The following is a 24,683-nucleotide window of genomic DNA, read 5'->3' as shown; positions in this document are numbered from 1 at the left end:
AGGGCTTTGGCAGCAGCGCTGTACGCTATTTCATACTGCAAATACCGCCACAAATGTATATGGAAAAGCGTTATTTTACCCAGAATAATTTTAACAACCGCTGACTGCTAAAGGTTCTGTTAAACAAATTTTATGTCGTAGGTTTATTTTTGAAACAGATGTGGTAATGATTTAAGTCCCGGGATGCTCAAAAAGCACTATCCGGAAAATATGAATATATTCAAATGAGATAATATGGCTAACTATTTTGCACTTATATTTTTCACTTGCATTTTTAATTCCAACCCGATCAACGCACAAAAACCTCTTACCAAAAATATACACAGTTTTGGTGCCAAAGGAGATGGTAAAACAAATGATACAGAGGCTTTTGTTAATGCGGCGGCTTTTTTTAATGAACGAGGGGGAAATGGCACACTGCTAATTCCGAAAGGAGTATATATTGTAGGGAAACAGACTTTTAGCAACGGGGATATAAGCAGGGGCGCCTATATGGGTGTTCATATCCTTGACTTTAAAAATATCAGTAGCCTGGTGCTGCAGGGTGAAAACGGCTCGGTTATAAAATATGAGGATCATCTTAAACTCGGAAGTTTTGACCCGGTAACAGGTGAAATTTTTAATGGTAACAATCCTGCAGCTCCAATGGTAAAATATGCGGGAGACATTGGAAACTGCATTAGTCTTACAAAGTGTAATAAGATCACGCTTAAAAACCTGGTATTAAATGGCAATAATAAATTGATCCATTTTGGGGGCCGGTATGATGATCAGGGTATTCAATTGCAACATGTAGGCATTTTTATCCGTGACTCACGCTCGATTTTTATCGACCGTGTAACTGCAAGTTATTTTGGACTGGACGGTATTGAATTAATGAATGCGCCATCCGTTTTAAAAGATGATATACATATTTCAAATTCAGCATTTGAATACAATTGCCGGCAGGGATTATCCTGGGTGGGAGGCAATTTTTTGATTGCAAAAAATTGTAAATTCAATCACAGTGGAAAAGGCGCTTACTTTTCGCCGCCCGGCGCCGGAGTAGATATTGAAGCCGAAGTAGGGCCTGTGACCAATGGTCAGTTTAATAGTTGCGAATTTATTGATAATACCGGTTGTGGTATGGTGACCGGCGGAGGCAAAGCCAGTGATTGCCAATTTAATAATTGTCTTTTCTGGGGAACTTCCAATTGGTCAGTTTGGGTTACCATGCCAAGGTTTACTTTTACAGGGTGTAATATTTACGGTAGTATTGTGCATGGTTATAATGCAGATAACGATGTGGATGCAACCCGCTACATCAATTGTATTTTTGAAGATAAACCTTATAAAGGCCAGGAACCTTATGGGAAATTTTTGATTGAATGTGATGGACCAAGAAGGATATTATTTGATAGCTGCACTTTTATACCGCATCTTAAACACCTGGCCTGGCTCAATACAAATAACGCCCAATCCGGAGAAGAAAAAGCTACCATGCGTAATTGCAGGTTCATCCTTCCAAAAAAAGATGGTAATAATACACCTGTAAATTTTACCCTGATAAATTTTATTAACAACCGTACAGAATTTACGAATCAATAAATTTTAAAATAGCCAGTGCTGCTTAAACTGTTTTCCCTGTTGAACCACCTGGTCCGGGCGTTAATAAAAAACGATAAGCTGGATTAAGTCCCTCTTCTTCCCTGTGTGATACATATAAAATAGCAGTCTTACTTTCCGCCGCCATTTTATTTATCAGTCCTGTAATAATAGTAACATTAGTATCGTCAACACCAGCCGTTGGCTCATCCAGGATAAGTAAAGGCGGGTGTTTAACCATGGCCCTTACAATCAATACCATCCGCTGTTGCCCGGGTGAAAGCCGGTAGAAATGTTTCTTTCTCAGCGGTAATAAGCCGATCAGCGCCAGCCATTCATCCGCCAGTTTTATTTGCCTGCCGGATGGTTTTATATACAGGCCGACAGAATCAAAAAAACCAGACAGTACCATTTCTTCTACTGTACTAAGCCTGCTAAACAAATCGGTCATGGCGCTGGTGAAATAACCTATCTTTTGCTTAACAGACCACACACTTTCACCACTGCCTTTTCTTTTGCCAAACAATATCAAATCCTGCCCATACCCTTTTGGGTTATCGCCGGTAATCATTGACAGCAGTGTTGTTTTACCTGCGCCGTTCGGCCCGGTCAGGTGCCAAAACTCCCCGGCATTGATTTGCCAGTTGATGTTGTTGACAATCATCCTCCCTTCGTACTGAACACTTACATTATTAAATTGAACAAGCGGATTTTCAACTGCATCATAAAAATGATCAGATACCGGTATGCGGCCGTTCAATTTGATCCGGCTAACTTGCTCTTGTTGCTGTACATATTCCCTTAAACTAGTAAGCGGAACAATACAATTATCATCTCCTATACAAACAGACTTTTCAATAAATGGCAGGCAATCCTTTGTCCGGTTAATTAGTTGAATAATGTACGTATGCTGACTTATTTCATGCAGCATTTCCAGCAATGCTTTTTGTGAACTGGTATCCAGGTTATCGAAAGGATTATCCGCAATAATAAAATCAGGTTGCTGCAACAACAGGTATTGCAACAAGGCCTTTTTTTGTTCTCCGCCTGATAGCGACCGCAGGTGACGGTTAAGATTGGTTGCCACTTCCACCTGGTCGTGCCGCTCCTCTTCTTCAATGATTTCCTTAATTAAAAAAGGAGAAAACAATACTCCTTTCAATTGATTGAAAGCGTCAAAAGGTAAAGGCTTTTTATTGCTTAGTAACTTCTCTGTCAGTAATTGTTTATCTGCTTTGTCCGACAAAAAAACTGCCCAATGATTTTCTTTCATTGCTATATATATGTTTAAAATCTGCTTTTTACAAGTCCTGCCTGCAAGATAGTTTACAAAAGGCGGTTCTTTTCACGGGAGGCTTTTTTGTGTTTACGGCGGCATGCAATTAAAAAACCGCCGGATTGGAGATTGTACAAAAGAGCTGTAAAAGGAAAAGAGGGCGATGCAACAATGATCCACATTGCATCTTAGCCGGGACGAACGTTATTTAATTTCAACAATAGCCCTGCAAACACAAGCCCCTTACTTTGCAGCAAGGGGCCTTTATACAAACTATAAGAACAACATTTAATCTGGTTTTTTACCGTCTAAAAATGTATTGATGGTGCCTATTTCGGCCTGGTTATTTTCGTCTGATTTTACAGTGTAGTTGCTGTAAAAACTTTCTACGTCCGCAATGGAATTATGTAAATCCATATTGCGGCGGAGGTAGGCAGGTACCGTTTCAAACTCATTATTCGGATCGGCTGCATTAATATTGAATGACAAATTACGCAGTTTTGCAATGCGATCCATAGCCCGGCGCCGTAATTCCTCCGTTTCGTCAGGCATCGCCCGCTCCTCAACATTGGACATCATGATTGGCTGAGTTTGTTGTACAATTGGCTGTTGCTCCTCCGCCGCTTTTTGGGATTCTTTAACCACCATTTGCATTTCAAATAAAGGCTCGTCTTCCTTCACTGTACTCCGCAAAGAGGTCAGTTCTTCCTTAGTGTTGGACTCTGGTTTCGGCTGCTCTTCCACATAAATCCTGGAAGGCTTAGCCAAAAATCCGCCTGCAGACGATACAGGAGGGGTGCTAGCTTCTTTTTTACTATCTAATGAAAATATTGTTTTGGTGGCAGTTGCTGGCTTGTCAACGGGTACAGGTGGCTCAGGTATATCAAACTCTATTACAGGACTTTGATCTGATGCCGAAGATATCTCAAAAAACACAGATTCCTCCTGCGATTTTTCCCCAGTATTTTTACCTGGTAAAACTACGTTTGTCAACGCTGACGGCGCTTCCACAGGCGGTGTAACCAGTTCGTGTACCACTTTTTCCGCCGCGACAGTTGCTACCCTGGCTACCGGTTTTACTTCTTCCAAATCTTCAAATTGCAGCGTTGGTTGTTGCTGCATTTTAACCACTTCCTTTTCTGGCGTTGCCAGCGTCATTACAATTTTATCGTTTTTCTTTTCCTCTTTTGGCTGGTTGATGGTTTTTGCAAAAGGATCTTTATGCTCAAAACCTGTTGCGATGAGTGTAATGCTTATTTCCGAACCCAGTGAATTGTCGTAACCTAGTCCCAAAATCACATCACTATCCGGCCCGGCCTGTGCCATCAAATAGTTTTGAATAATTTCTACCTCATCCATAGTGAATTCATTTTCGCCTTCACAACTATTAATGTTGATAAGTATCCATTTGGCGCCGCGGATATCGTTGTCGTTCAGCAACGGAGAATTCAATGCATCCTCAATTGCCTGTTGCGCCCTGTTTTCACCCTGTGCAGATGCACTTCCTAAAATCGCTACACCGCCTTTACTCATTACAGTACAAACGTCGGCAAAATCCACATTGATCTGGCCGGTGCTGTTAATTACGTCGGTAATACATTTGGCTGCCGTGGCCAATACATTATCTGCTTTGGCAAAAGCTTCCTTCATTTTTAAGTTGCCAAACTGGTGGCGCAGTTTATCATTGCTTATCACCAATAAAGTATCCACATGATCTTTCAGTAAACTGATACCTGCTTCCGCCTGTGCCAGCCTTTTTTTGCCTTCATAGGCAAACGGAGTAGTTACTATACCAACCGTAAGTATACCAAGATCCTTACAAATTTTTGCAAGAATTGGTGCACCACCCGTGCCGGTACCTCCGCCCATACCTGCAGTAATGAAAGCCATTTTGGTATTCACTTCCAGTATCCGTTTTATTTCTTCCAGGCTTTCTTCCGTTGCCTGTTTACCAATATCGGGATTGGCGCCCGCACCAAGTCCCTGTGTAAGGTGAGGCCCCAGCTGAATTTTATTTGGTACTTTGCTTTGGGCGATTGCCTGCGCATCTGTATTGCAGATGATGAAGTTTACCCCTTCAATGTTTTGCGAAAACATGTGGTTTACTGCATTGCTTCCACCGCCACCAACGCCTATTACTTTAATGATAGACGACTGTTCTTTTGGCAAATCAAAATGTATCATAATTTGTTTCTCCTAAATACCATTTCATTTGATGATTTAAAAATGAGACCGTATTTTTTTGATTTTCGCACTTTATTTTTTCAGTTAGTAAGGCAGAAAAAAACGTGCTGTTACTGTAATTGGGTTAATAAACTGCAATTTTTTATTGCGTATTTATAAATACCGCTTGTGATTATATTTAAAAAAGTGAGTTCCTTTTGTGCTTCGGCTGTAAAGAACTGCAACTGTCAAAGCTGTTTAGAATTTGGAATCTTCCTCTTCCTTAAACAGGTCTATCAAACCTATTTTAAAAGAGTCCATAAATCCTTTCAGCGATTTGCGTTCTTTTACCTTGCTCACTTTTACTTCCATTGGTTCCGGCTCTTCCGCAGCAACATCCAGCACTTCATCCACTGGTGGTTTTTGCAAGGTTTGCGGCACCTCCACCTTGCGGAAATTTTCTTCAAACTGCTTGGCCTTATTTTCATAATCATTGTATCCCTTTAATATTAAACCGATACAAGTACTGTACATTGGCTTGGCTAGTTCATCTATATGACCACCCGCCAGGTGTTCATTCGGATAACCAATTCTTGCATTCAGACCGGTAACATATTCCGTCAGCTGAATTAAATGCTTTAGCTGAGAACCGCCACCAGTAAGAATTACACCTCCATTCAGTAACCTTGTATCCAAACCAACCTGCTTTAAATGATAACTGACAAAATCCATAATTTCGCTCATGCGGGCCTGTATAATACCTGCCAGGTTTTTTACGCTGATTTCTTTTGGCTGCATTCCACGCAAACCCGGTATCGTTATAAATGCATTTGCTTTTGCTTCATCCGCCAACGCACTGCCAAACTGAACTTTCATTTGTTCGGCCTGTGTTTTTAAAACGCCTAACCCATTCTTAATATCGTTGGTTATATTTTCACCCCCGAATGGAATTACTGCGGTATGCTTTAAAATACCTTCATAAAAAACAGCCAGGTCAGTTGTGCCGCCGCCAATGTCAACAATAGCAACACCTGCTTCCAGGTCCTGGTCGCACATCACAGCTGCTGCAGATGCCAAAGGCTGCAACACCAAATCCTGTGTTTTTAACCCCGCTTTTTCCACGCTGCGGTTAATATTGCGGATGGCATTTTTATCGCCGGTGATGATGTGAAAATTGGCACCAACTTTCACGCCACTATAGCCAATCGGGTTAGGAATATTCTGAAAATTATCCACCGTAAATTCCTGCGGAATAACATCAATGATCTGGTCGCCGGCTGGAATATAAGTGCGGTACTGATCAGCAATGAGGCGGTCAATTTCCTCCTGTCTTATTTCTTCTTCCGTTGCCTGGCGAACAATATCACCACGGGTTTGCAGGCTTTTAATGTGATGCCCCGCAATACCTACATATACCTCGTTCAATACCAGGTTAGGGTTGGATGCATAGCAGTTTTCCAGTGCAGTCTGAATGGCTTTAATCGTCTGATCAATGTTCAACACCATTCCGTGTTGTACGCCATTGCTGTTGGCACGGCCAAAGCCCAATATTTCCAGCTTACCAAATTCATTTTTACGACCCGCAATGGCGGCAATCTTTGTTGTACCGATATCCAGACCAACAATTACGGGATTGGTATTTGCCACCCCGCTATCGTTTGTCATGTTTTGTTCGTTGCTCATAGTTGTGTGTTTGTATGTGTGTTTGTTTGTGTGTTTGGTTTTATTATGATACTACTATTTTACTTTTTAATTTTTACTTCTTTGCTTCGACGATCTTCATCATATTGTCAATACTCATTGCCTGGGTTTTTTACCTGTGGCTTAGCTACCGGTTTTGGTAACACTGCCTTTGGCTTTACAATTGGTCTGATAGCTGGCTTTACAACCGCTGGCTTCGGTCTTGCTACCGTGCCCGCAGGCTTTGCAACCACCGGTTTTTTCACACCCATCGAAGCCGGCTTGGGCATTAAAGCTACCGGTGGCTTTGTAACAGCAGCAGGTTTAGCAACGGAAACAATTGACGGAGCTGGCTTATCATTCGCTCTGCCTTCAGGCTCATCATCCCGCTGTATAGACTGCTGCACCAGGTCGGCATTGGTTGTGTTGTTTTCATTGTCAGCCGTAATCATATGTAACGAATCGTTTGACAGCCGTTCAGTATTTTCAGCGATGGCCTGCATCAGCTGCAGCGTGCGCAAACTGTCTATTGATTTATCTTCTGCTCCTTTTCTTTTTGCCACTACCTGTCCGTTGTATTGTACATTTATTTCACTGTATTTATTCCAACCAGTTTTTACCATTACCTCTTTATAAAACAACTGGAGTTTATAAAATTTGGCAGCCACATCGGTTGCATCACCAAACACAATAATGGTGTTACCTATTTTGGGCACCATTTCAAAAATGCGTTGCGACGTAATGTCTACCTGGTCTATCATGGCCATATTAAAACTGTCTTTTTGTATGGCCATACTCACAGTCAAAATATCTTTCAGCAAGGCACTGTCCTGCGGCGACAATACTGCTTTATCTGAAGGAAAGCCAGTAAACACCGGCAACCTGGCAGAGAACTTTTCACTGAGCGGCAGCATAGCCAATGAACTGTCAATGTAAAAAGTAGTACCTGCTGTAGTAAATACCCTGGCCACCGGTTCCCGTTCTGTCACCTTAACCACCAGCTTATTATTATTGTCAAAAAACAGCTGGGATGTTTTAACCCAGACATCTTTTTGCAGTGCGATTTCGAGTTTTTTTAAATCAAACGCACTCATTGCCTTGCCGGTAACACTGCCGCCTACCACCAATGCTATGGCGTTTGCAATGTCCTTCTTATCAACAAAAAAATTATTATTCACTCCTTCAATCGTTATACTCATGCCGCTGCAATGCTGCGCATCTTTTCGCTTTATGGCAGCAACGAGTAACACAATAGCACCAACACCAATGGCAATCCATATGGAGGTCGCTATTTTTTTTACTATTGTTTTTTTTATTACCATGTTAAGCTTCCAATATCTGCCGTAAGGAAAATCTGCGGAGAACGTATTTAATTATTTTTTTTCAATTATTGCTTTTATTGGTTCTATCAATGTGTCAATGTCGCCTGCGCCGGCTGTGATAATTAATGTCCCTTCAAACCCCTCTTCCACGTGCGCTTCCTTTTCCTGTGCCAAATGCTTCAGTAAGTTTTCTTTGCTCAACACCATTTTACTTTCACTGTGCATTCTTTCAATAATCATGTCACTGCTAACTCCCTCCATTGGCAATTCCCTCGCCGGATAAATTGGCAATAAAATTATTTCGTCTGCCAGGTCAAGCACTTCAGCAAAACCATCCGCCAAATCTTTGGTACGACTAAAAAGATGCGGTTGGAAAACAACCACGCATTTTTTATTGGCAAATAATTTTTTTGCGCCGGTTATCAAAGCCCTTAACTCTTCCGGATGGTGCGCATAATCATCTATGTACACCAGTTTTTCCGTTTTTACAATGTATTCAAACCGTCTTTTCACTCCCCTGAAAGCCGCCACCGCATCAGTGATTTTGTTATCGTCAATTTGCAGGTGATGTGCAACACCAATTGCCGCCAGTACATTTTCAATATTGTGCAGGCCACCCATATTCAATACCACGTTTTTTAAAATCGAATTTCCGGCAGAGCCTTCTTTAGCTCTGACTACATCAAAGTGATAGCTACCGTTACTCATTGTAATATTGGTTGCATACACATCAGCATTGCTGTTATCAAGATGATAGGTTAAACGTTGATCGCCTCTCAATTCTTTCCCTCTTTCAAGGCCGAATTTACTGAGCAACAAACCGCCTGGTTTTATACGTGCTGAAAAATCAATAAATGCCTGTTCCATGTTTTCAGCCGTGCCATAAATATCCAGGTGATCGGGATCCATGCTGCTGATGATTGCTACGTCCGGACTCAGTTTTAAAAAGCTTCTGTCATATTCATCCGCTTCCACTACACACACATTTTTTTCGCTACCCCAAAAGTTGGTATCATAATTTACCGCGATGCCACCAAGGAAAGCATTGCAACCAAACCCGCTATGGGTTAGGATATGGGCTACCATTGTACTGGTAGTAGTTTTGCCATGCGTACCTGCAATACAGACGTTATAAGAATTTTCGGTGATTGCCTGCAATACATCGCTGCGTTTTATTACTGTATAATTGTGTTGCTGATAAAAATTTAGCTCTGTGTGATTGACAGGTACTGCTGGTGTGTACACCACTAACTGTACCGCTTTATCAATCAACTCAACGCTATCTTCAAAATGAATGTTAATTCCTTCTGCTGTTAACTGGCGTGTTAATGCCGTAGGCGTTTTATCATAACCACTTACCCGTACACCGATGCTATTAAAATACCTTGCCAGTGCACTCATACCAATACCACCGATGCCTAAAAAATAAATTGCCGCGGTTTCATTTTCTGCTACCGGCTTTATCTTTAGCGATTTCAATATGTTATTGTAGTTGTTCATTTATTTTTTTTGAAACCCGGTGTTGCTGATTTTCCAAATTAATTTAAAGTGTTTCTTTTGTTTCTTCAAGCCGATCAGGCTGCGGCCTGATCCTGCCGGATGGATTGGATTATATTTTTTGCAACCACTTCATCTGCATTTGTGATCGCCAGTTTACCAATATTATTTTTAAACGTTTCCAATTTTTGATCATCTTTTACCAATGCAATAATTGACGGCACCAAACTGTTCATGGCATCACTGTCTTTGATCATCATCGCGGCATTTTTATCCACCAGGTTTTTTGCGTTGGCAGTCTGGTGATCTTCTGCGGCAAAAGGATAAGGCACAAATAATACCGCCTTTTTTTGCACACATAATTCTGATACCGACATGGCACCGCTTCTGCTGATGACTGCGTCTGCCGCAGCATAGGCGTATTCCATCTGCATGATAAAATCGTTTACCCAAATAGTTGCTTTATCATCCGCTGCTTGTTTGGCTGTTGAAAAAAACGGCTTGCCTGTTTGCCAGATCAACTGCAAATCATTTTTTTCAAATTGATCCAGGTGCGCCGCCAGTGCTTCATTTATATTTTTAGCACCCAAACTTCCGCCAATGGACAAGATTGTTTTTTTATAGGGATCCAGGTTAAAGAAACGAAGGGCATCTTCCCTGCTAACGCTACTGCTGGCAATACTTTCCCTTATAGGGTTGCCGGTAATCATTATTTTATGAGCCGGAAAAAATTTTTCCATGCCATCCGTTGCTGTATAAATCCGTGTGGCTTTTTTACCAAGCAGCATATTGCTTTTGCCGGCAAACGAATTGGCTTCGTGTATAAAAGTTTTGATGCCTTTTGATTGCGCAAACCTCAATACAGGGAAACTTGAATAACCTCCTACGCCAATTACGGCAACGGGTTTAAACGTTTTGAAAATTTGCCTTACCTGTAAAAAACTTTGTACCAGTTTATAAGGCAACGCAATATTTTTTATCAAAGAGCTTCTGTTAAAACCCGCGATATTCAACCCTTCAATTGTATATCCCGCCAGCGGTACTTTTTCCATTTCCATTTTACCTTTGGCTCCTACAAATAAAATTTCTGCTTCAGGTTGTATTTTTTTTAAGGCATTGGCAATTGCTATGGCAGGAAAAATATGTCCACCGGTTCCTCCGCCTGCGATGATGATGCGTAAAGCAGTCCCTCCACCCCCCAATGGAAAATTCTGAAGAGAAATTATGTTTTGATCATCATTCATTTTTTGGCTACTGCACTTTTTTACTTTTTAATTTTTACTTTTTATTTTCAATTTTTTAGTGGTTTTCTAATTGCTGTCCTCTTCACGTCCCTTACTGCTTTTTTTGTACAAGTGAGTGACACAACGACGATGCACACAGGACAAAAAGCTGGTCACACAATTTTACTACTCCTCTTCTTCCTGTTGAGAAGATGTGGGCGCTTTTACCTCTGCCAAAACACTTTTTCCTTCCTGCTGCTCCACATTTCTTGCTACACTTAAAATAATACCTATTGACATACAGGTGAATAAAAAACTACTTCCGCCCATACTGATTAGCGGAAGTGTTACACCTGTATTTGGAAATACATTTACGTTGACACCCATGTTGGCGATGGCTTGAATCACCAGCGTAAAACTGAGCGCCAGCGCAAGGAATGCACCAAATGCAAAAGGACATTTTCGGTACAGCCTGATACACCGGTACAAAAACAGCAGGTATATAAACACAATAAATGTCCCACCCAGCAAGCCGTACTCTTCCAGTATAATGGCGAAAATAAAATCGCTGTAGGAGTGCGGCAAAAAGTTGCGGGCACTGCTGTTGCCCGGACCAACACCAAACCAGCCACCATTGGCAATGGCAATTTTTGCCTGGTTGATCTGGTATGATTTTTCATTGTCGTCCTCCTTATGGCTGTACATGAAAGTTTGTATACGTCCGATCCAGGTGGGAATCCTTCCGGCAGAAAAAATTGCCGGCAGCTCCGCTGTTTTATGTTCCGCCTTATCGTAATATTTTACAGCGATAGTTAATAAAATAATCACCGGTATCGCAGCAATCCCTATAGTTAGCAAAATGTGTTTGGTACTGATGCGGCCAATAAACATCAGCAACAAGCTGGTTGCTGCTACCAGTATAGCAGTAGATAAATTGGCCGGCGCTATCAATACACAGATAATACCCACCGGAATAATGATGGGCAAAAATCCTTTTTTAAAATCTTTTATTACCTGCTGCTTGCGGCTTAATTGCCGGCTCATGTACATGAATAAAGCCAGCTTTGCCAGGTCGGATGTTTGAAAGGTCATGTTGATAACCGGTAGCTTGATCCACCTGCTGCCTTCATTTAATTTGGTTCCAAAAAAGAGGGTGTAAATGAGCAACGGTACAGCGATCAAAAAAAGTATCAGTGCTATCCGGGAATAAATGGTATAGTTTACCCTGTGCGCAAAATAAATAATGATGACGCCTAAAATAATGAACGCAAATTGTTTGAATAAAAAACTCTCCGTGCTTTTACTGTGCCTGTATGCCAGTGAACCGGTGCTGCTGTACACCACCAGTAAACTTGCCAGCGTAAGAATTACAACGATGGCCCATATCACCCTGTCGCCCCTGGTTTTGCTAACCAGGTTACCGCCCATATTACTGATGTTGGGTGTAAAAAAATCTTTTATGTTGATGTTATCTGCCATTCCTTTTTTTAGGACATTTTATTGTTGATTTTATTAAACAATTTATTTCAATTCACCGTTCGTCTCTTTAGCAACCGTTAGTGGTTTTTAATCAACATAGATTAAACTACTAACGAAGTATAGGTTACTTACAAATTCTTTACTGCCTGTTTAAACTGGTTGCCCCTGTCTTCATAATTTTTGAATAAATCAAAACTTGCACATGCGGGGCTTAACAAAACAACATCGCCCTTGGTTGCAAAATGAAATGCTGCCTGTACAGCTTCTTCGGCTGAAGAAGTATTTACCATTGCTGAAACAAGGGTTTCAAATGCCTCGTGAATTTTAATGTTGTCGGCACCCATGCACACAATGGCTTTCACTTTTTCAGCAACCATTTCCTTCATGGTTGAATAATCGTTTCCTTTATCAACACCACCCAAAATCAATACAACCGGCTTCTCCATACTCTCCAGTGCAAACCAGGTACTGTTTACATTGGTTGCTTTACTGTCGTTAATAAATTCAACGCCTTTTATTGTAGCAACGGGTTCCATGCGATGCTCCAGGGTTTCAAATGTTTGCAGTGCTTCCCTTATTTTTTCCTTTCTTATATCAACTGCTGTTGCGGCTAAACTTGCTGCCATACTGTTATATTGATTGTGTTTACCCTTTAACTTAAAGTCGTCAATGCTCATCTGCATTTCTTCACTTTTCCATTTCAGGTGCATCTTTACATTGGCCAGGTACGCTCCCTGCGGCAATTCTTTACTCATGGTAATTGGGTATAAGGTTGATTTAATGTTGTACTTGTTAATATTTTTTACTGTTGTTTCATCATCCAGACAATAGATAAATACATCTCCGGGTTGTTGATTTTCTACTATCCGAAACTTACTGTCAATGTAATTTTGAATGTTATAATTATACCTGTCCAAATGATCTTCGGTGATATTGGTTAACACCGCCACATCCGGACGAAACGTTTTTATATCATCCAGCTGAAAAGAACTTATTTCTGCAACATACAGTGGCTTCGGGTCGTCAGCTACCTGCTTTGCAAACGAATACCCGATGTTTCCTACCATGGCACAGTCCTTACCACCAAGTTTGCACATATGATAAATCAATGCAGTAGTAGTGGTTTTTCCATTACTGCCGGTGATGGCGATAATTTTGCTATCCCCTTTGTAGCGATAGGCAAATTCTATTTCGCTGATAACCGGTATTCCCTTAGCTCTTATCTTTTTTACCAATTCATTTTTTTCCGAAATACCCGGGCTTTTGATTATCTCATCTGCAGATAAAATTTTGATTTCTGTATGCTGCGCTTCTTCAAAAGCAATTTGGGCCTGCTGCAATTCGGCCCTGTATATTTCTTTGATAGGTCCGCCATCACTTACAAAAACATCATAGCCTTGTTGCTTTGCCAGTAATGCGGCGCCAACGCCACTTTCGCCGGCACCCAATATCGCCAGCTTTTTAGCGTTATTGTTAACTACCGGTTTTTGACCTGCTATGTTTGTTGCTGCATGCATTTATACAAATAAATAATTGCCCGTTAAGGCTTTAAAAAGTGGTTTTTCAACAGCATCAAATTTGACAGAGCATTTGTTCTGTTGATTCAGTTGTTGTAATAGTAAAATAGGTTTTTCAACAGCAAAGAATTTAACAAGGTTCTTTTCAGTTGTTTTCTTATTACCATGGTAATAAAAAATGGTTCTTCAACAGCATAGAACTTAGCGGGTTAGGCTTCAGTTAATTTTCATAATTCGGGATGTAATGGATGAAAAACTTGAATTGGATTTAACTCCTTTTCGTTTCCGGGTTTTTCTAGAAAAAAATTTATCTCAGTTTCAATGTTCCAATGGCCACCACCACACTAAGTATTGTTACAATCCAAAAACGAACTGCTATTTTACTTTCATGATATCCCAGCTTTTGATAATGGTGATGCAGCGGGCTCATTAAAAAAACACGCCGGCCTTCACCATATTTTTTCCGGGTATATTTAAACCAGCTTACTTGTATTACCACGCTTAAATTTTCTACCAAAAAAATAAAACAGAAAAATGGTATCAGTAATTCCTTACGCACAATGATGGCCAATGCTGCTATAATGCCACCCAGGGCAAGGCTTCCGGTATCGCCCATAAAAACCTGTGCCGGGTAACTGTTGTACCATAAAAATCCAATACAGGCACCCACAAAAGCGGCAATAAAAATGGACAATTCACCCAAGTTGGGGATGTACATTATATTCAGGTATTCCGCCAGCTTTATGTTACCGCTTACATAGGCAAATATGCCCAAGCCAATACCAATCACCGCACTTACTCCGGTTGCCAGCCCATCCAGTCCATCTGTTATATTGGCGCCATTGCTTACTGCAGTTACCATAAATATTACGATGATGATATACAATATGTAAGTATATTCTCTCCAGCTTTGAGGCAACAATTTTGCGTAATTAAATTCGTGGGTCTTTACAAATGGTATGGTCGCAATGGGTGATTTTACTTTTACAAAAAGGTGCTCTTTACCATCAATGGTCACGATGTTAAAAGAATCACTCATCAATTTTTGTCCTGAACCAGACAGCGAGTCTTTTACGAAATTAATATCCGGGTTATACACTTCCCTTTGCACCACAACGCTCTGGTTAAAATATAAAGTCGCTCCCACGATGATACCTAACATCACCTGTCCGAAAATTTTGAACCTGCCCGCCAGCCCATCAGCATCACTTTTTTTGTAGGTATCCCCCAGCGCCTGTGCCCTGCGTTTACTTCTGATTTTTAATAAGTCGTCTATAAAGCCGATGGTACCCAGCCATAGTGTACAAAGCAACATCAACCGTATGTATACCTTATCCAGGTTTGCAAGAAGTAAGGTTGGTATTACGATGGCCAGGATGATAATGATACCACCCATTGTGGGGGTGCCTTTTTTCTGCTGTTCACCAGCCAGGCCCAAATCACGCACGCTTTCACCCAGCTGCCTGGTTTGTAAAAACCTGATCAGCCGTTTACCAAATACCGTTGTTATCACCAGGCTGAGAATAACCGCCAACAGTACCCTGAAGGTGATAAACTCAAACACGCCACTGCCAGGGAATTTGATTCCATTTTGTGTTAGCCAGCGAAATAAGTGATACAGCATGTTTTGTTATCTTTATTAATTTGCTACCTTTTAATTTGCTAATTAGTTACTTGTCCAGCAACTCAAACATTTCATTTAATATTTTCTTGTCATCAAAATCGTACTTCACTCCTTGTATCTCCTGGTATTTTTCATGGCCTTTGCCGGCTACCAAAATAATGTCCTCTTTAACAGCCAGGCTCACTGCAGTTTTGATGGCTTCTCTTCTGTCGGCGATGGTGATGTATTTTTTTCTAGCCACTACATTTACACCTGTTTCCATCTCTTTTAAAATTTCCAGCGGATCTTCGCTACGCGGATTGTCAGCTGTAAAAATTACGCGGTCGCTGTGTTCACATGCAGCTGCTGCCATGATAGGCCGCTTTGTTTTATCCCTGTCGCCACCGCAACCTATTACAGTAATAATGTGCTCGTTGCCCTGCCTTAATTTTTTGATGGTGGCCAATACATTCAGCAACGCATCTGGTGTATGCGCATAATCAACAATGCCGATAATCCGGTCATTTGCACTTACCATATAGTCAAATCTTCCTTCTGCTCCATCCAGGCTGCTCAACACCTGCAATACGTTGCCCTTTTCTTCACCCAAACAAATAGCTGCACCATATACAGCCAGCAAATTATAGGCATTAAACTCGCCGATTAACCTGAAATAAACTTCGCTGTCGTTCACGAGCATATGCAAACCAACGAGGCTGTTCTCTAAAATCTTCCCTTTAAAATCAGCCATAGTTTTAAGGCTGTAGAAATATTTTTTTGCCGCAGTATTCTGCAACATCACCGCACCCCTTTTATCATCTGCATTGCTGATGGCAAAGGCCGTAGCCGGCAAAGCATCGAACCAGGATTTTTTTACACGGATGTATTCATCAAATGTTTTATGATAATCCAGGTGATCGTGGGTAATATTGCTAAACAGCGCCCCACTGAATTGTAATCCTGTAATTCTGTGCTGGTGGATAGCATGACTACTGCATTCCATAAATACCTTTGTGCAGCCCGCATCCACCATCTTTTTCAATAACGCGTTTACACTGATGACGTCCGGTGTGGTATGGGTAGATGAAATCACTTCATTTCCAACCTGGTTTTGTATAGTACTTATCAAACCACATTTATAGCCCAATGCTGTGAAGAGCTTCCATAGTAAAGTAGCGATGGTTGTTTTGCCATTGGTGCCTGTAACCCCCACCAGCTTTAATTTCAAGGAAGGTTCATCATAAAAATTATGACTCATAAAGCCAGCGGCTACTGCACTGGTCTCTACTTCCACATACGTAACACCATCTTTCAAACTGGCAGGCAATGCTTCACAAACTATTGCAGCCGCACCATTTTCAACCGCTGTATTTATAAACTGATGCCCATCTGAAATGGTGCCCCGAATGGCTATAAAGCAAGAGCCCTGGCTCACTTTGCGTGAGTCAATCTGCAGATCTTTTATTGCTGTATTGGTATCACCCTTTACAGTCCGCAGGCTTACTTTATATAAAATATCTTTCAGCATCAATTTAAAAACAGTGTTATAGTTGTTCCTTTTTTAAATGCAGCTCCGGGTGGTAATGATTGATTTAAAACCCTTCCCCGTCCGGTAGCCATTACCTTCAATCCTTTATTTTCCATCAGGTACACAGCATCTTTTAATCCCATTCCAATTACTGCCGGAATGATTGCAGTACCTGTTGTTGTATAGGCCGGTGTTTTTAAAACAGCCGTATTATTTTGCATACTGGTCGACCGCCAGTAACCACCGGCAGCGGAATCTTTGTAAGGCAGGCTAAGTGTATTAAAGATGGATCCCCATTCGTTCTTCATCCCGTAGTAATTATACTTTGTTGTATCAACGGATGCGGTGATGAATTTTTTAGTGCCTAAAAAACGGCCATAAATCCGATCACTTATTTCTTTAAACACAGTACCCGACACATCTGCACCGTACACTAATTTTGATTCGTTGCTGTTTTGAATCACCACAGCAACAGTATACTTTGGCTGATTGGCAGGGAAATAACCAATAAAGGAAGCCTGGTAAATTTTATTTCCTTTGTTATATCCTTTATTATTAAGTGCTGTAACTGCAGTACCTGTTTTGCCTGCAATAGCGTATGCACTGTCAAATAAAATTTTATGTCCTGTTCCGTGTACGCTGTCAACTACTGCCTGCAAACATTCTTTTAGCTGGGCCAGTGTTTCATCGCTGCAAATTTTTTCCACTACTACCTGCGGATGTATCGTTTTAATATCTGCGCCATATTCTCTAACAGAATTTACCAGGTAAGGCTTCATCATTTTGCCGTTGTTGGCTACCGCATTGTAAAGCATCAGCATATGCAGCGGTGTTACCAGTTCTTCATACCCATGTGCCATGAAAGGTATAGTGGTATTCGCCCAGCTGCGGTTAGCCGGCTTTTTAATCAACGGCCTCCCGGATGCCGCGGTGATATCAATACCTGTAATGGTATCCAACCGCAGGTGATGCAAATGCTCTATAAATTTGGATGGTTGTGCGTGGTAATACTGGTCAGCCATTTTTGCAAAAGCAACGTTGCTGCTTGCTGCAAAAGCATCCTTCACCGTAAGTACATGGTTGGGATGTGTGTCGTGAATCTTTAAACCGTAGAACTGCTTTACTCCTCCCTCACAATCTATCAGCGAATTTTTGGTTACGTATTTATCTTCCAGCAAACTTAACAGGGTGGCGAGTTTAAAGATGGAACCCGGCTCGGTAGCTTTACCAATTCCATAATTTAAATCCTCGGCATAAATACTGTTGCCTGCCTGGTCTTTTTGCACCGTACCATCTGCATTTTTCAACTGGCCCAAATTGGCAATGGCTTTTATTTTACCGGTAGCTGTTTCCATCACAATCGCAGTTCCGTGCAATGAATTATTGCCAACCAGCATTTTCATCAATGCATTCTCTGCTACATCCTGCATGTAAGTATCCAGCGTAGTGATAACATCTTTACCATTTTCCGGTTCCAGTTCTGCACCTTCCACCGGCATGTAGGCGCCGGCAATATATCGCATCAAACGTTGCCCACTGGTACCTCTCAGCACACTGTCATAGCTCTGTTCTATACCCACATTTTTGGTAGCATTGTCTCTTGATAAACCAATTGTTCTGTTAGCCAGCAACACATACGGATTGATGCGCTTATCTCTCGGATCAATAATGAACCCGCTTTTATTCCTCCCCTGTTTTACCAATGGAAACTCACGTAACTGTGCGTATTCTACAAATGATATCTTTTTTTTCAATGTATAATAGCGGTCCTCATTTTTATAGGCCAGCTGCATTTCTTTTTTATAAGCGGCACTTGTTTTATCCTTAAACAGCCGTGCCAGGTAAATACTCAGCGAGTCCACATTTTCTTTAAACCGTTTGCCCCCTTTTTCTCTTAAACCATCTGCTCCAAAATCAACATACACGTCAAAAATCGGGATGGATGTACTCAGCATATTCCCATCTTCACTGTAAATAGTACCTCTTTCTGCTTCCAGCGGCATATATTTTAAATGCAGACTGTCACCCATCCTGCTCCAGAATTTACCTTCAACGGTTTGAATATAAAATGCCCTGCCTATCACAATTGCACCCAGTACTATCATCACAATAAAACTGAGGTACACCCTCCATAATATGTCTTTTTTTATATCCAAAATACTGATCGTCCTGGCCGCTTATTTCTTCGTTTTAAAGAAAGACCCCAACGGCTTTATATGCTGATTAAATATTTTTCATTTTTATTATGCCCCTGAGATTTACCGGAGGCTACCGTTTTGCCGCAGCGATACTATCCAGCAAAACGGGTGCGGTGGTAAGTTCTCTCAATCCCAATGGCTCTACCGCTTTGGCCAGTTCACTTGCCTTACTTCTAAAAATCACTTCGCTTTTGATGGTCTTGTATTCGTATTCCAGTTCCTTAATGTGCTTTTCCGTTGCGCCAATCTTCCTTGTTATTTTATCTTCATAATGACCGTTGTAGATATACAATACGGCCAGCACCGCTAAAAATAAAAAGAAGGGAATATTCTCGACTACCCACTGATGGTTTAAAAACCGCCTCCAGTCTGCTTTACGTCCTGGTGCTTTGCCTGGTGTTTTTATATTTTCTTGCACTTTTAATTAATTGTTTTGTCAAATCTTTGCCTTAGTTCAGCGATTAATTGCACCTGACATCATACGTCTGATTTTCTTTCTGCCACTCTAAGTTTGGCGCTTCTTGATCTTTTATTTTGTTTTGTTTCTGCAGTGCCCGGCAGAATCGGTTTTTTGGTAATTACCAGCAACGGGCTTTCCGGTCTGCCGCCATAAATATCATCCGCCCCGGTGTCTGTAAAACTGCCAGCTTTAAAAAAGTTCTTTACCAACCGGTCTTCCAAAGAGTGAAAAGTAATGATAGCCGCCCGGCCACCGGGCTTTAATAATGCGGGAATTTGCTGCAGCAATTCTTTTAAAGCTCCCAACTCATCGTTCACTTCAATACGCAGCGCCTGAAATACCTGGGCAAAATATTTTTGAGGGTTCCCTTTCACAACAGATTGTACGGCCTGTTTAAATTCATTGATTGTTTTAATGGATGTTAAAGCCCTTTGCTGAACGATTGTTTTGGCAAGCGTTTTTGCATTGGTTACTTCCCCGTATTGTTCAAGCATTTTATGCAATTGCAATTCGGTAAAAGTTTTTAAAATGGCAGCAGCTGTAATGGTTTGCCGCTGGTCCATCCTCATATCGAGGCCGGCATCAAACCGCGTGGAAAAACCTCTTCCGGCTTCATCAAACTGGTGGCTCGATACACCAAGGTCAGCCAGAATACCATCTACCTTTGTTATCTTATGCAGGCGTAAAAAACGTTGCAGGTGACGAAAATTTTGAGGTATAAAAATTACCCGTTCATCATCCGGCAAATTTTTCCTGGCATCATCATCCTGGTCAAACGCAACCAGTTTTCCCTTTTGGCCCAGGCGTTGTAAAATGGCACGACTGTGACCGCCACCGCCAAAGGTGCAATCCACATACACACCGTCAGGCTGTATTGACAAGGCATCGATTGATTCGTTCAGCAAAACCGGCACGTGGTAACCAGCTTCTGCGTCTCTTTGATTGTTTGGCAGCTGTTGATTTTCCTCTTCCATACCTTTCAATTGATCTGCTTTTTTAGCTTTCGGATTTTGACCCCATTACTTCATCCGCCATTTTTTTGAACTCATCCTGTGAAAAAGATTCAAAGAACTCTTTGTATTTAATTTTATCCCAGATTTCAATTTTATCACCAATAAATATCAGCACGGCGTCTTTCACCAAACTTGCATACTCCATCAAATTTTTGGGTAGTAGTAATCTTCCTGCCGTATCAAGTTCTACCTTTGAAGCACCGTTTAAAAAACGTCTTTTAAAAGCACTCGCCTTTATGTCGAAATCATTCAGCTTACTTACTTTGGCATACAAAATATCCCAGCTGTCCATGGGATATAAACTCAGGCAGCTGTCCAATCCCCTGTTGATAACAAACTGGTGTGCGCCTTCTTCCACCAACTGCTTTTTTAAAGCAGCAGGTACAAGAAACCGTCCCTTGGGGTCGATTGTAACCTCGTATTCGCCAAGAAAACCTGTCATTTACAGCTGAATTACACTTAATGAATAAATATTCACACAAAATAACACTTTTTCCCACCTTCTTACCAAATAAGGGAAAAAGATTTTTATCCACAGCTGAAGAATTAACACCAGTATAAGTATCAGCCGAAAAAGCAGTTTACTTATGTTAACAACCCTGTGGATTACTGTGCGTTTTATGTGGATTACTCAGGACGAATGTAATTTCAGCAAGTTTTACTGGAAATGGCATACTAAAATATCCGGCGGATGCATCACTTTAAATAACAAAACCGATCATATAAACAAGGAAGCAAGGCCTTTAATTTTTCAGACTATTTTAATTGGCCGATCATATTTAGAAGTAAGTAAGCCGGATTTTTTGTTGTCGGAATTGAGAAAGTCAATCCAAAATCATAGGATAAAAAACAAACAAACTATGCGAGTAAAACATGCCGGTGAATCAGTGTGCCGGCAGTAAAATCAGGTGAAGCAAATTGTATTTTATCCGGGAAGGGGTTCACCGGCTAATTCGTGGATGAATAGTAAAGAACAGGTGTGCGTGAATATTAAATTAACTGGTATTGTCTAAGCCCTTATTAACGGAAAGCTCAGCAAAAAACTGGTTCCCTTGCCCACCACACTTTCTGCCTTGACAGTACCCTTGTGCGCTTCTACCATTGTTTTTACATAACTTAAACCGAGGCCAAAACCTTTTACGTTGTGCAGGTTTCCAGTATGTGCCCGGTAAAATTTTTCGAAGATCCTGCTGAGGGTTTCTTTGTTCATGCCAATACCATTATCTTCTATTTTTATCTTAAATGTATTGCCGGTATTTTGCGTACTGATTTTTATCAGCAGGTTATCGCCGGAGTATTTTACGGCATTATCAAGCAGGTTGCTTACCAGGTTGGTGAAGTGTACATCGTCTGCCATCAGCAAATCATTGGCGGCTCCAAAATGTACATTAAGACGCCCGTGTTTTTCTTCTACCTGTAAATTGATATTGTTTAAGGCGCTGTTTATTAATTCGTGTGCATGCAATTTTTTCAGGTTTAACTGAACCTCCTGCTTATCCAGCAAAGCTGCCTGCAGTATGGTTTCTACCTGTTTATTCATGCGCTTATTTTCTTCTTTTATGATACCGGTAAAATAGTTCATTTTTTCCCTGTCATTGATCACCTTCTCATTTTTCAACGCATCTACAGCAAGTGAAATAGTAGCAAGCGGCGTCTTAAACTCATGCGTCATATTGTTGATGAAATCAGATTTGATTTCACTCAGTTTTTTCTGTTTGATGAGCGCCCTTACTGTGATAAAAAAGGCACAGATAATAATGATGGTGAAAACAATTGCGCCAACGATAAACCAAGTCATGGATTGCCAGACAAAACTTTTTACATGTGGCACAATCAGAATCAATACTTCATCAGCCGACAGCCCTTCTGACAAGCTGCCCGGAGATGGTTCCAACGGCACCACTACAGGCTTATTGTTTGCAGAATCGTTGTACACTTTCACAAAGTTGTCTGATTGCATTTCTTCCACAACAAGCGTAGTTGAACCAATAGCAAATTCAAAAGGAATATTTTCCAGGTTTTGTTTTTCAAAAGCCTTCCGGATAATCTGCCTTATTTCATCTTTAGAATACCGTTGTGAAATAGTCGGTCTGAAGATATCTCTTTGCAATCCTTCACTTGGAAAAATGAAGCCTCCCTTTTTGGTGAGTGGTATTAAATTCCCTTTTTCCGACATCAGGTCTACCGATGCCTGGTAAGTGGCCATTGCAACGTGATCCCTGAACTTCTGTTCGCCTGAAAGCAGCGAGCCTTTTATCCAAAGTATCTGAAAGAAAATAATTCCCAACAGTGATAGAAATATTAAAACAGTAATAACGGGAAAAATTTTCTTCATGCTTGCAAAAGTAAATTACTCAGGGGCTTTTAGCCGGTTATGGTATTGTAAAAGGTAAATTTAACGAAGGTTTTAGAACTAAATCACATTTCAAAAATAAGCCACTGATTATTTCGGTAACATAAATAATTGAATTATTTTACAAACATGATTTCTCCCGCTGCAGGTATATTATTAATAGCCGATCCTTTTTTGAAGGACCCGAATTTTATGCGCACGGTAATCTTTATTTGCGAACACCAGCAACAGGGTAGTTTTGGCTTTGTACTAAACAAACAATTTGAACAAACGCTGGATGAACTGATGACCGGCTTTGACGGGTTTCCGATACCAGTTTATTACGGCGGCCCGGTGCAAATGGATACCATACATTTTTTGCATCAGTACCCCGAAGAGGTGCCTGGCGGTCTGGAAGTAATGAAAGGCGTTTACTGGGGAGGCGATTTTGAAAAACTTTCTGAAATGGTTAAAACCCAGCAGCTGGATTTTAATAAGGTGCGCTTTTTTATTGGTTACAGCGGCTGGAGTGAAGGCCAGTTAAACAACGAGCTGAAAGAAAAAAGCTGGCTAACGGTAACGGCTACACGAAACCTGGTATTTCACCCGTCGCCGGATGATATTTGGAAAGATAGCCTTAAACATTTGGGCGGCGATTATGAAATGATGATCAATTTCCCAATTGATCCGCTGCTAAATTAAACATAGTCCAATATATTTTTTTCGGTGCCAAAGCTTCATTATTTAGATGGCAAATATTTGGATACTTACAAAAAACTGTTACTTTTTATTCACTCAATTTCTAATTCCCTTATCTTAAAGGATGTTTTACCAAATCGTAAAAAAAGTAGCAAGAGTTGCTATTAAATTTTACTGCCGGGATATCAAAATTAACCAGAAAGCTTTGCTGAAAAATAAGGGCCCGTTATTGCTTGCGGTAAATCATCCCAACTCATTTTTAGACGCTATTATTCTATGCACTTTATTTGACGAGCCGGTTTATTCGCTTGCCCGGGGTGATGCTTTTAAAGGAAAATTGATCAGCGTCTTTTTGCGTTCATTGAAAATATTACCTGTATACAGGGTGAGTGAAGGCGTGGAAAACCTGGAGGAAAATTACTCTACTTTTTCGGCTTGCATTGAGCTGTTTAAGAATAATGGTATTGTTTTGATCTTTACAGAAGGCAGGTCGGAAAATGAATGGCATTTGCGTCCGTTGAAAAAAGGAACTGCCAGGCTTGCGCTTACAGCATGGCAGCAAAATATCCCATTAAAAATACTGCCAATTGGCCTTAATTATAATAGCTTCTTCTTGTTCGGAAAAAATGTGCATGTTAATATCGGCGACTGCATCGGATCAGACATAATGAAAAATACGGGCGGTGAAAATGGCCGGCAACTCAATAATATCACGGGCGCCATACAGCAGCAGTTGCAACAAAGGGTATATGAAATTGATTCAACTGATCGTCAAAAAAAACAGACCACCTTCCGGATAAAGTTCAGCAAAATCAAAACGGCCTTGTTGCTTTTGCCCGGATTTGCCGGTTTGGTTTTACACTGGCCATTTTATTTTATCCTGAAAAAATTGATTGAAAAAAAGGCTGCCCTGTCAGGGCATTTTGATTCAATCGTCGTAGGCGCATTGCTGATTTTTTATCCCTTTTTAATTCTATTCTGGGCGCTGGTTGCTCAATTTTTTTTAGGTGAATACCGGGCAATTGTTATTGCAGCTGCATTGCCCGTTTGTGGCTGGTGTTGTATGCAGCTGAACAGGCAGATAGATTAAACTCATAAAAGAACAGTAT

At 40.9% G+C, this 24,683-nt stretch carries 18 protein-coding genes; 3 read left to right on the top strand and 15 right to left on the bottom strand.

The window, feature by feature from the left end:
• Positions 1-234: 234 nt before the first annotated feature.
• A complete protein-coding gene (locus JWR61_RS01160; RefSeq protein WP_301926041.1) occupies positions 235-1,587 on the top strand; it encodes a right-handed parallel beta-helix repeat-containing protein in 1,353 nt (450 codons plus the stop codon).
• 22 nt (positions 1,588-1,609) lie between these two features.
• Here the strand turns inward: JWR61_RS01160 and JWR61_RS01155 are convergent, their stop codons facing one another.
• From JWR61_RS01155 to JWR61_RS01085, 15 genes are all read right to left on the bottom strand, one after another.
• The gene (locus JWR61_RS01155; protein WP_301926040.1) at positions 1,610-2,857 is read right to left on the bottom strand and encodes an ATP-binding cassette domain-containing protein; all 1,248 of its coding nucleotides are present in this window, start codon (positions 2,855-2,857) and stop codon (positions 1,610-1,612) included.
• A 291-nt stretch (positions 2,858-3,148) separates the two neighbouring features.
• On the bottom strand, positions 3,149-5,044 hold the full coding sequence (gene ftsZ, locus JWR61_RS01150; RefSeq protein WP_301926039.1) for a cell division protein FtsZ: 1,896 nt from the start codon (positions 5,042-5,044) through the stop codon (positions 3,149-3,151).
• Positions 5,045-5,281: 237 nt separating this feature from the next.
• On the bottom strand, positions 5,282-6,706 hold the full coding sequence (ftsA, locus tag JWR61_RS01145; protein WP_290339117.1) for a cell division protein FtsA: 1,425 nt from the start codon (positions 6,704-6,706) through the stop codon (positions 5,282-5,284).
• A gap of 107 nt (positions 6,707-6,813) precedes the next feature.
• A complete protein-coding gene (locus JWR61_RS01140; RefSeq protein ID WP_301926038.1) occupies positions 6,814-8,025 on the bottom strand; it encodes a hypothetical protein in 1,212 nt (403 codons plus the stop codon).
• A 51-nt stretch (positions 8,026-8,076) separates the two neighbouring features.
• Complete coding sequence (murC, locus tag JWR61_RS01135) at positions 8,077-9,525, bottom strand: UDP-N-acetylmuramate--L-alanine ligase (RefSeq protein ID WP_301926037.1); 1,449 nt, start codon at positions 9,523-9,525, stop codon at positions 8,077-8,079.
• Between the two features lie 74 nt (positions 9,526-9,599).
• On the bottom strand, positions 9,600-10,766 hold the full coding sequence (murG, locus tag JWR61_RS01130; protein ID WP_301926036.1) for an undecaprenyldiphospho-muramoylpentapeptide beta-N-acetylglucosaminyltransferase: 1,167 nt from the start codon (positions 10,764-10,766) through the stop codon (positions 9,600-9,602).
• Positions 10,767-10,931: 165 nt separating this feature from the next.
• On the bottom strand, positions 10,932-12,224 hold the full coding sequence (locus tag JWR61_RS01125) for an FtsW/RodA/SpoVE family cell cycle protein (protein WP_301926035.1): 1,293 nt from the start codon (positions 12,222-12,224) through the stop codon (positions 10,932-10,934).
• 128 nt (positions 12,225-12,352) lie between these two features.
• Positions 12,353-13,741, bottom strand: a complete 1,389-nt coding sequence (murD, locus tag JWR61_RS01120; RefSeq protein ID WP_301926034.1) for a UDP-N-acetylmuramoyl-L-alanine--D-glutamate ligase — start codon at positions 13,739-13,741, stop codon at positions 12,353-12,355.
• A 307-nt stretch (positions 13,742-14,048) separates the two neighbouring features.
• Positions 14,049-15,365, bottom strand: a complete 1,317-nt coding sequence (mraY, locus tag JWR61_RS01115) for a phospho-N-acetylmuramoyl-pentapeptide-transferase (protein WP_290339111.1) — start codon at positions 15,363-15,365, stop codon at positions 14,049-14,051.
• A gap of 46 nt (positions 15,366-15,411) precedes the next feature.
• The gene (locus JWR61_RS01110; protein WP_301926033.1) at positions 15,412-16,872 is read right to left on the bottom strand and encodes a UDP-N-acetylmuramoyl-L-alanyl-D-glutamate--2,6-diaminopimelate ligase; all 1,461 of its coding nucleotides are present in this window, start codon (positions 16,870-16,872) and stop codon (positions 15,412-15,414) included.
• A complete protein-coding gene (locus tag JWR61_RS01105; protein WP_301926032.1) occupies positions 16,872-18,998 on the bottom strand; it encodes a penicillin-binding protein in 2,127 nt (708 codons plus the stop codon). The genes JWR61_RS01110 and JWR61_RS01105 overlap by 1 nt, the downstream gene beginning before the upstream one ends.
• Positions 18,999-19,140: 142 nt before the next feature.
• Positions 19,141-19,488, bottom strand: coding sequence for an FtsL-like putative cell division protein (locus JWR61_RS01100; RefSeq protein ID WP_301926031.1), 348 nt, complete (start codon positions 19,486-19,488; stop codon positions 19,141-19,143).
• A 59-nt stretch (positions 19,489-19,547) separates the two neighbouring features.
• Positions 19,548-20,504 carry a 16S rRNA (cytosine(1402)-N(4))-methyltransferase RsmH gene (gene rsmH / locus JWR61_RS01095; protein ID WP_301926030.1) on the bottom strand — a complete coding sequence of 319 codons (957 nt, stop codon included), beginning with the start codon at positions 20,502-20,504 and terminating at the stop codon, positions 19,548-19,550.
• Between the two features lie 22 nt (positions 20,505-20,526).
• The gene (gene mraZ / locus JWR61_RS01090) at positions 20,527-20,985 is read right to left on the bottom strand and encodes a division/cell wall cluster transcriptional repressor MraZ (protein WP_301926029.1); all 459 of its coding nucleotides are present in this window, start codon (positions 20,983-20,985) and stop codon (positions 20,527-20,529) included.
• 567 nt (positions 20,986-21,552) lie between these two features.
• Positions 21,553-22,878, bottom strand: coding sequence for a sensor histidine kinase KdpD (locus JWR61_RS01085; protein ID WP_301926028.1), 1,326 nt, complete (start codon positions 22,876-22,878; stop codon positions 21,553-21,555).
• Positions 22,879-23,025: 147 nt separating this feature from the next.
• On the opposite strand from JWR61_RS01085, the gene JWR61_RS01080 reads away from it, so the two are divergent.
• Together JWR61_RS01080 and JWR61_RS01075 are read left to right on the top strand one after the other, a co-directional pair.
• Entirely contained in the window at positions 23,026-23,577 is a 552-nt protein-coding gene (locus tag JWR61_RS01080) for a YqgE/AlgH family protein (protein ID WP_290339103.1), read from the top strand.
• Positions 23,578-23,698: 121 nt separating this feature from the next.
• The gene (locus tag JWR61_RS01075; RefSeq protein ID WP_301926027.1) at positions 23,699-24,664 is read left to right on the top strand and encodes a 1-acyl-sn-glycerol-3-phosphate acyltransferase; all 966 of its coding nucleotides are present in this window, start codon (positions 23,699-23,701) and stop codon (positions 24,662-24,664) included.
• Positions 24,665-24,683 lie beyond the last annotated feature (19 nt).

The sequence above is a fragment of the Ferruginibacter sp. genome, assembly GCF_028288465.1.
In the GTDB taxonomy this organism is placed as follows: Bacteria; Bacteroidota; Bacteroidia; order Chitinophagales; family Chitinophagaceae; genus Ferruginibacter.
The sequence above is the reverse complement of the archived record's forward strand: the minus strand, read 5'-3'. Positions and strand labels throughout refer to the sequence as shown.

Excerpts from the sequence above, each read along its gene's own strand:
- JWR61_RS01160 (WP_301926041.1), top strand. The coding sequence starts at position 235 with ATGGCTAACTATTTTGCACTTATATTTTTCACTTGCATTTTTAATTCC.
- JWR61_RS01155 (WP_301926040.1), bottom strand. The coding sequence starts at position 2,857 with ATGAAAGAAAATCATTGGGCAGTTTTTTTGTCGGACAAAGCAGATAAA.
- ftsZ (WP_301926039.1), bottom strand. The coding sequence starts at position 5,044 with ATGATACATTTTGATTTGCCAAAAGAACAGTCGTCTATCATTAAAGTA.
- ftsA (WP_290339117.1), bottom strand. The coding sequence starts at position 6,706 with ATGAGCAACGAACAAAACATGACAAACGATAGCGGGGTGGCAAATACC.
- JWR61_RS01140 (WP_301926038.1), bottom strand. The coding sequence starts at position 8,025 with ATGGTAATAAAAAAAACAATAGTAAAAAAAATAGCGACCTCCATATGG.
- murC (WP_301926037.1), bottom strand. The coding sequence starts at position 9,525 with ATGAACAACTACAATAACATATTGAAATCGCTAAAGATAAAGCCGGTA.
- murG (WP_301926036.1), bottom strand. The coding sequence starts at position 10,766 with ATGAATGATGATCAAAACATAATTTCTCTTCAGAATTTTCCATTGGGG.
- JWR61_RS01125 (WP_301926035.1), bottom strand. The coding sequence starts at position 12,224 with ATGGCAGATAACATCAACATAAAAGATTTTTTTACACCCAACATCAGT.
- murD (WP_301926034.1), bottom strand. The coding sequence starts at position 13,741 with ATGCATGCAGCAACAAACATAGCAGGTCAAAAACCGGTAGTTAACAAT.
- mraY (WP_290339111.1), bottom strand. The coding sequence starts at position 15,365 with ATGCTGTATCACTTATTTCGCTGGCTAACACAAAATGGAATCAAATTC.
- JWR61_RS01110 (WP_301926033.1), bottom strand. The coding sequence starts at position 16,872 with ATGCTGAAAGATATTTTATATAAAGTAAGCCTGCGGACTGTAAAGGGT.
- rsmH (WP_301926030.1), bottom strand. The coding sequence starts at position 20,504 with ATGGAAGAGGAAAATCAACAGCTGCCAAACAATCAAAGAGACGCAGAA.
- mraZ (WP_301926029.1), bottom strand. The coding sequence starts at position 20,985 with ATGACAGGTTTTCTTGGCGAATACGAGGTTACAATCGACCCCAAGGGA.
- JWR61_RS01085 (WP_301926028.1), bottom strand. The coding sequence starts at position 22,878 with ATGAAGAAAATTTTTCCCGTTATTACTGTTTTAATATTTCTATCACTG.
- JWR61_RS01080 (WP_290339103.1), top strand. The coding sequence starts at position 23,026 with ATGATTTCTCCCGCTGCAGGTATATTATTAATAGCCGATCCTTTTTTG.
- JWR61_RS01075 (WP_301926027.1), top strand. The coding sequence starts at position 23,699 with ATGTTTTACCAAATCGTAAAAAAAGTAGCAAGAGTTGCTATTAAATTT.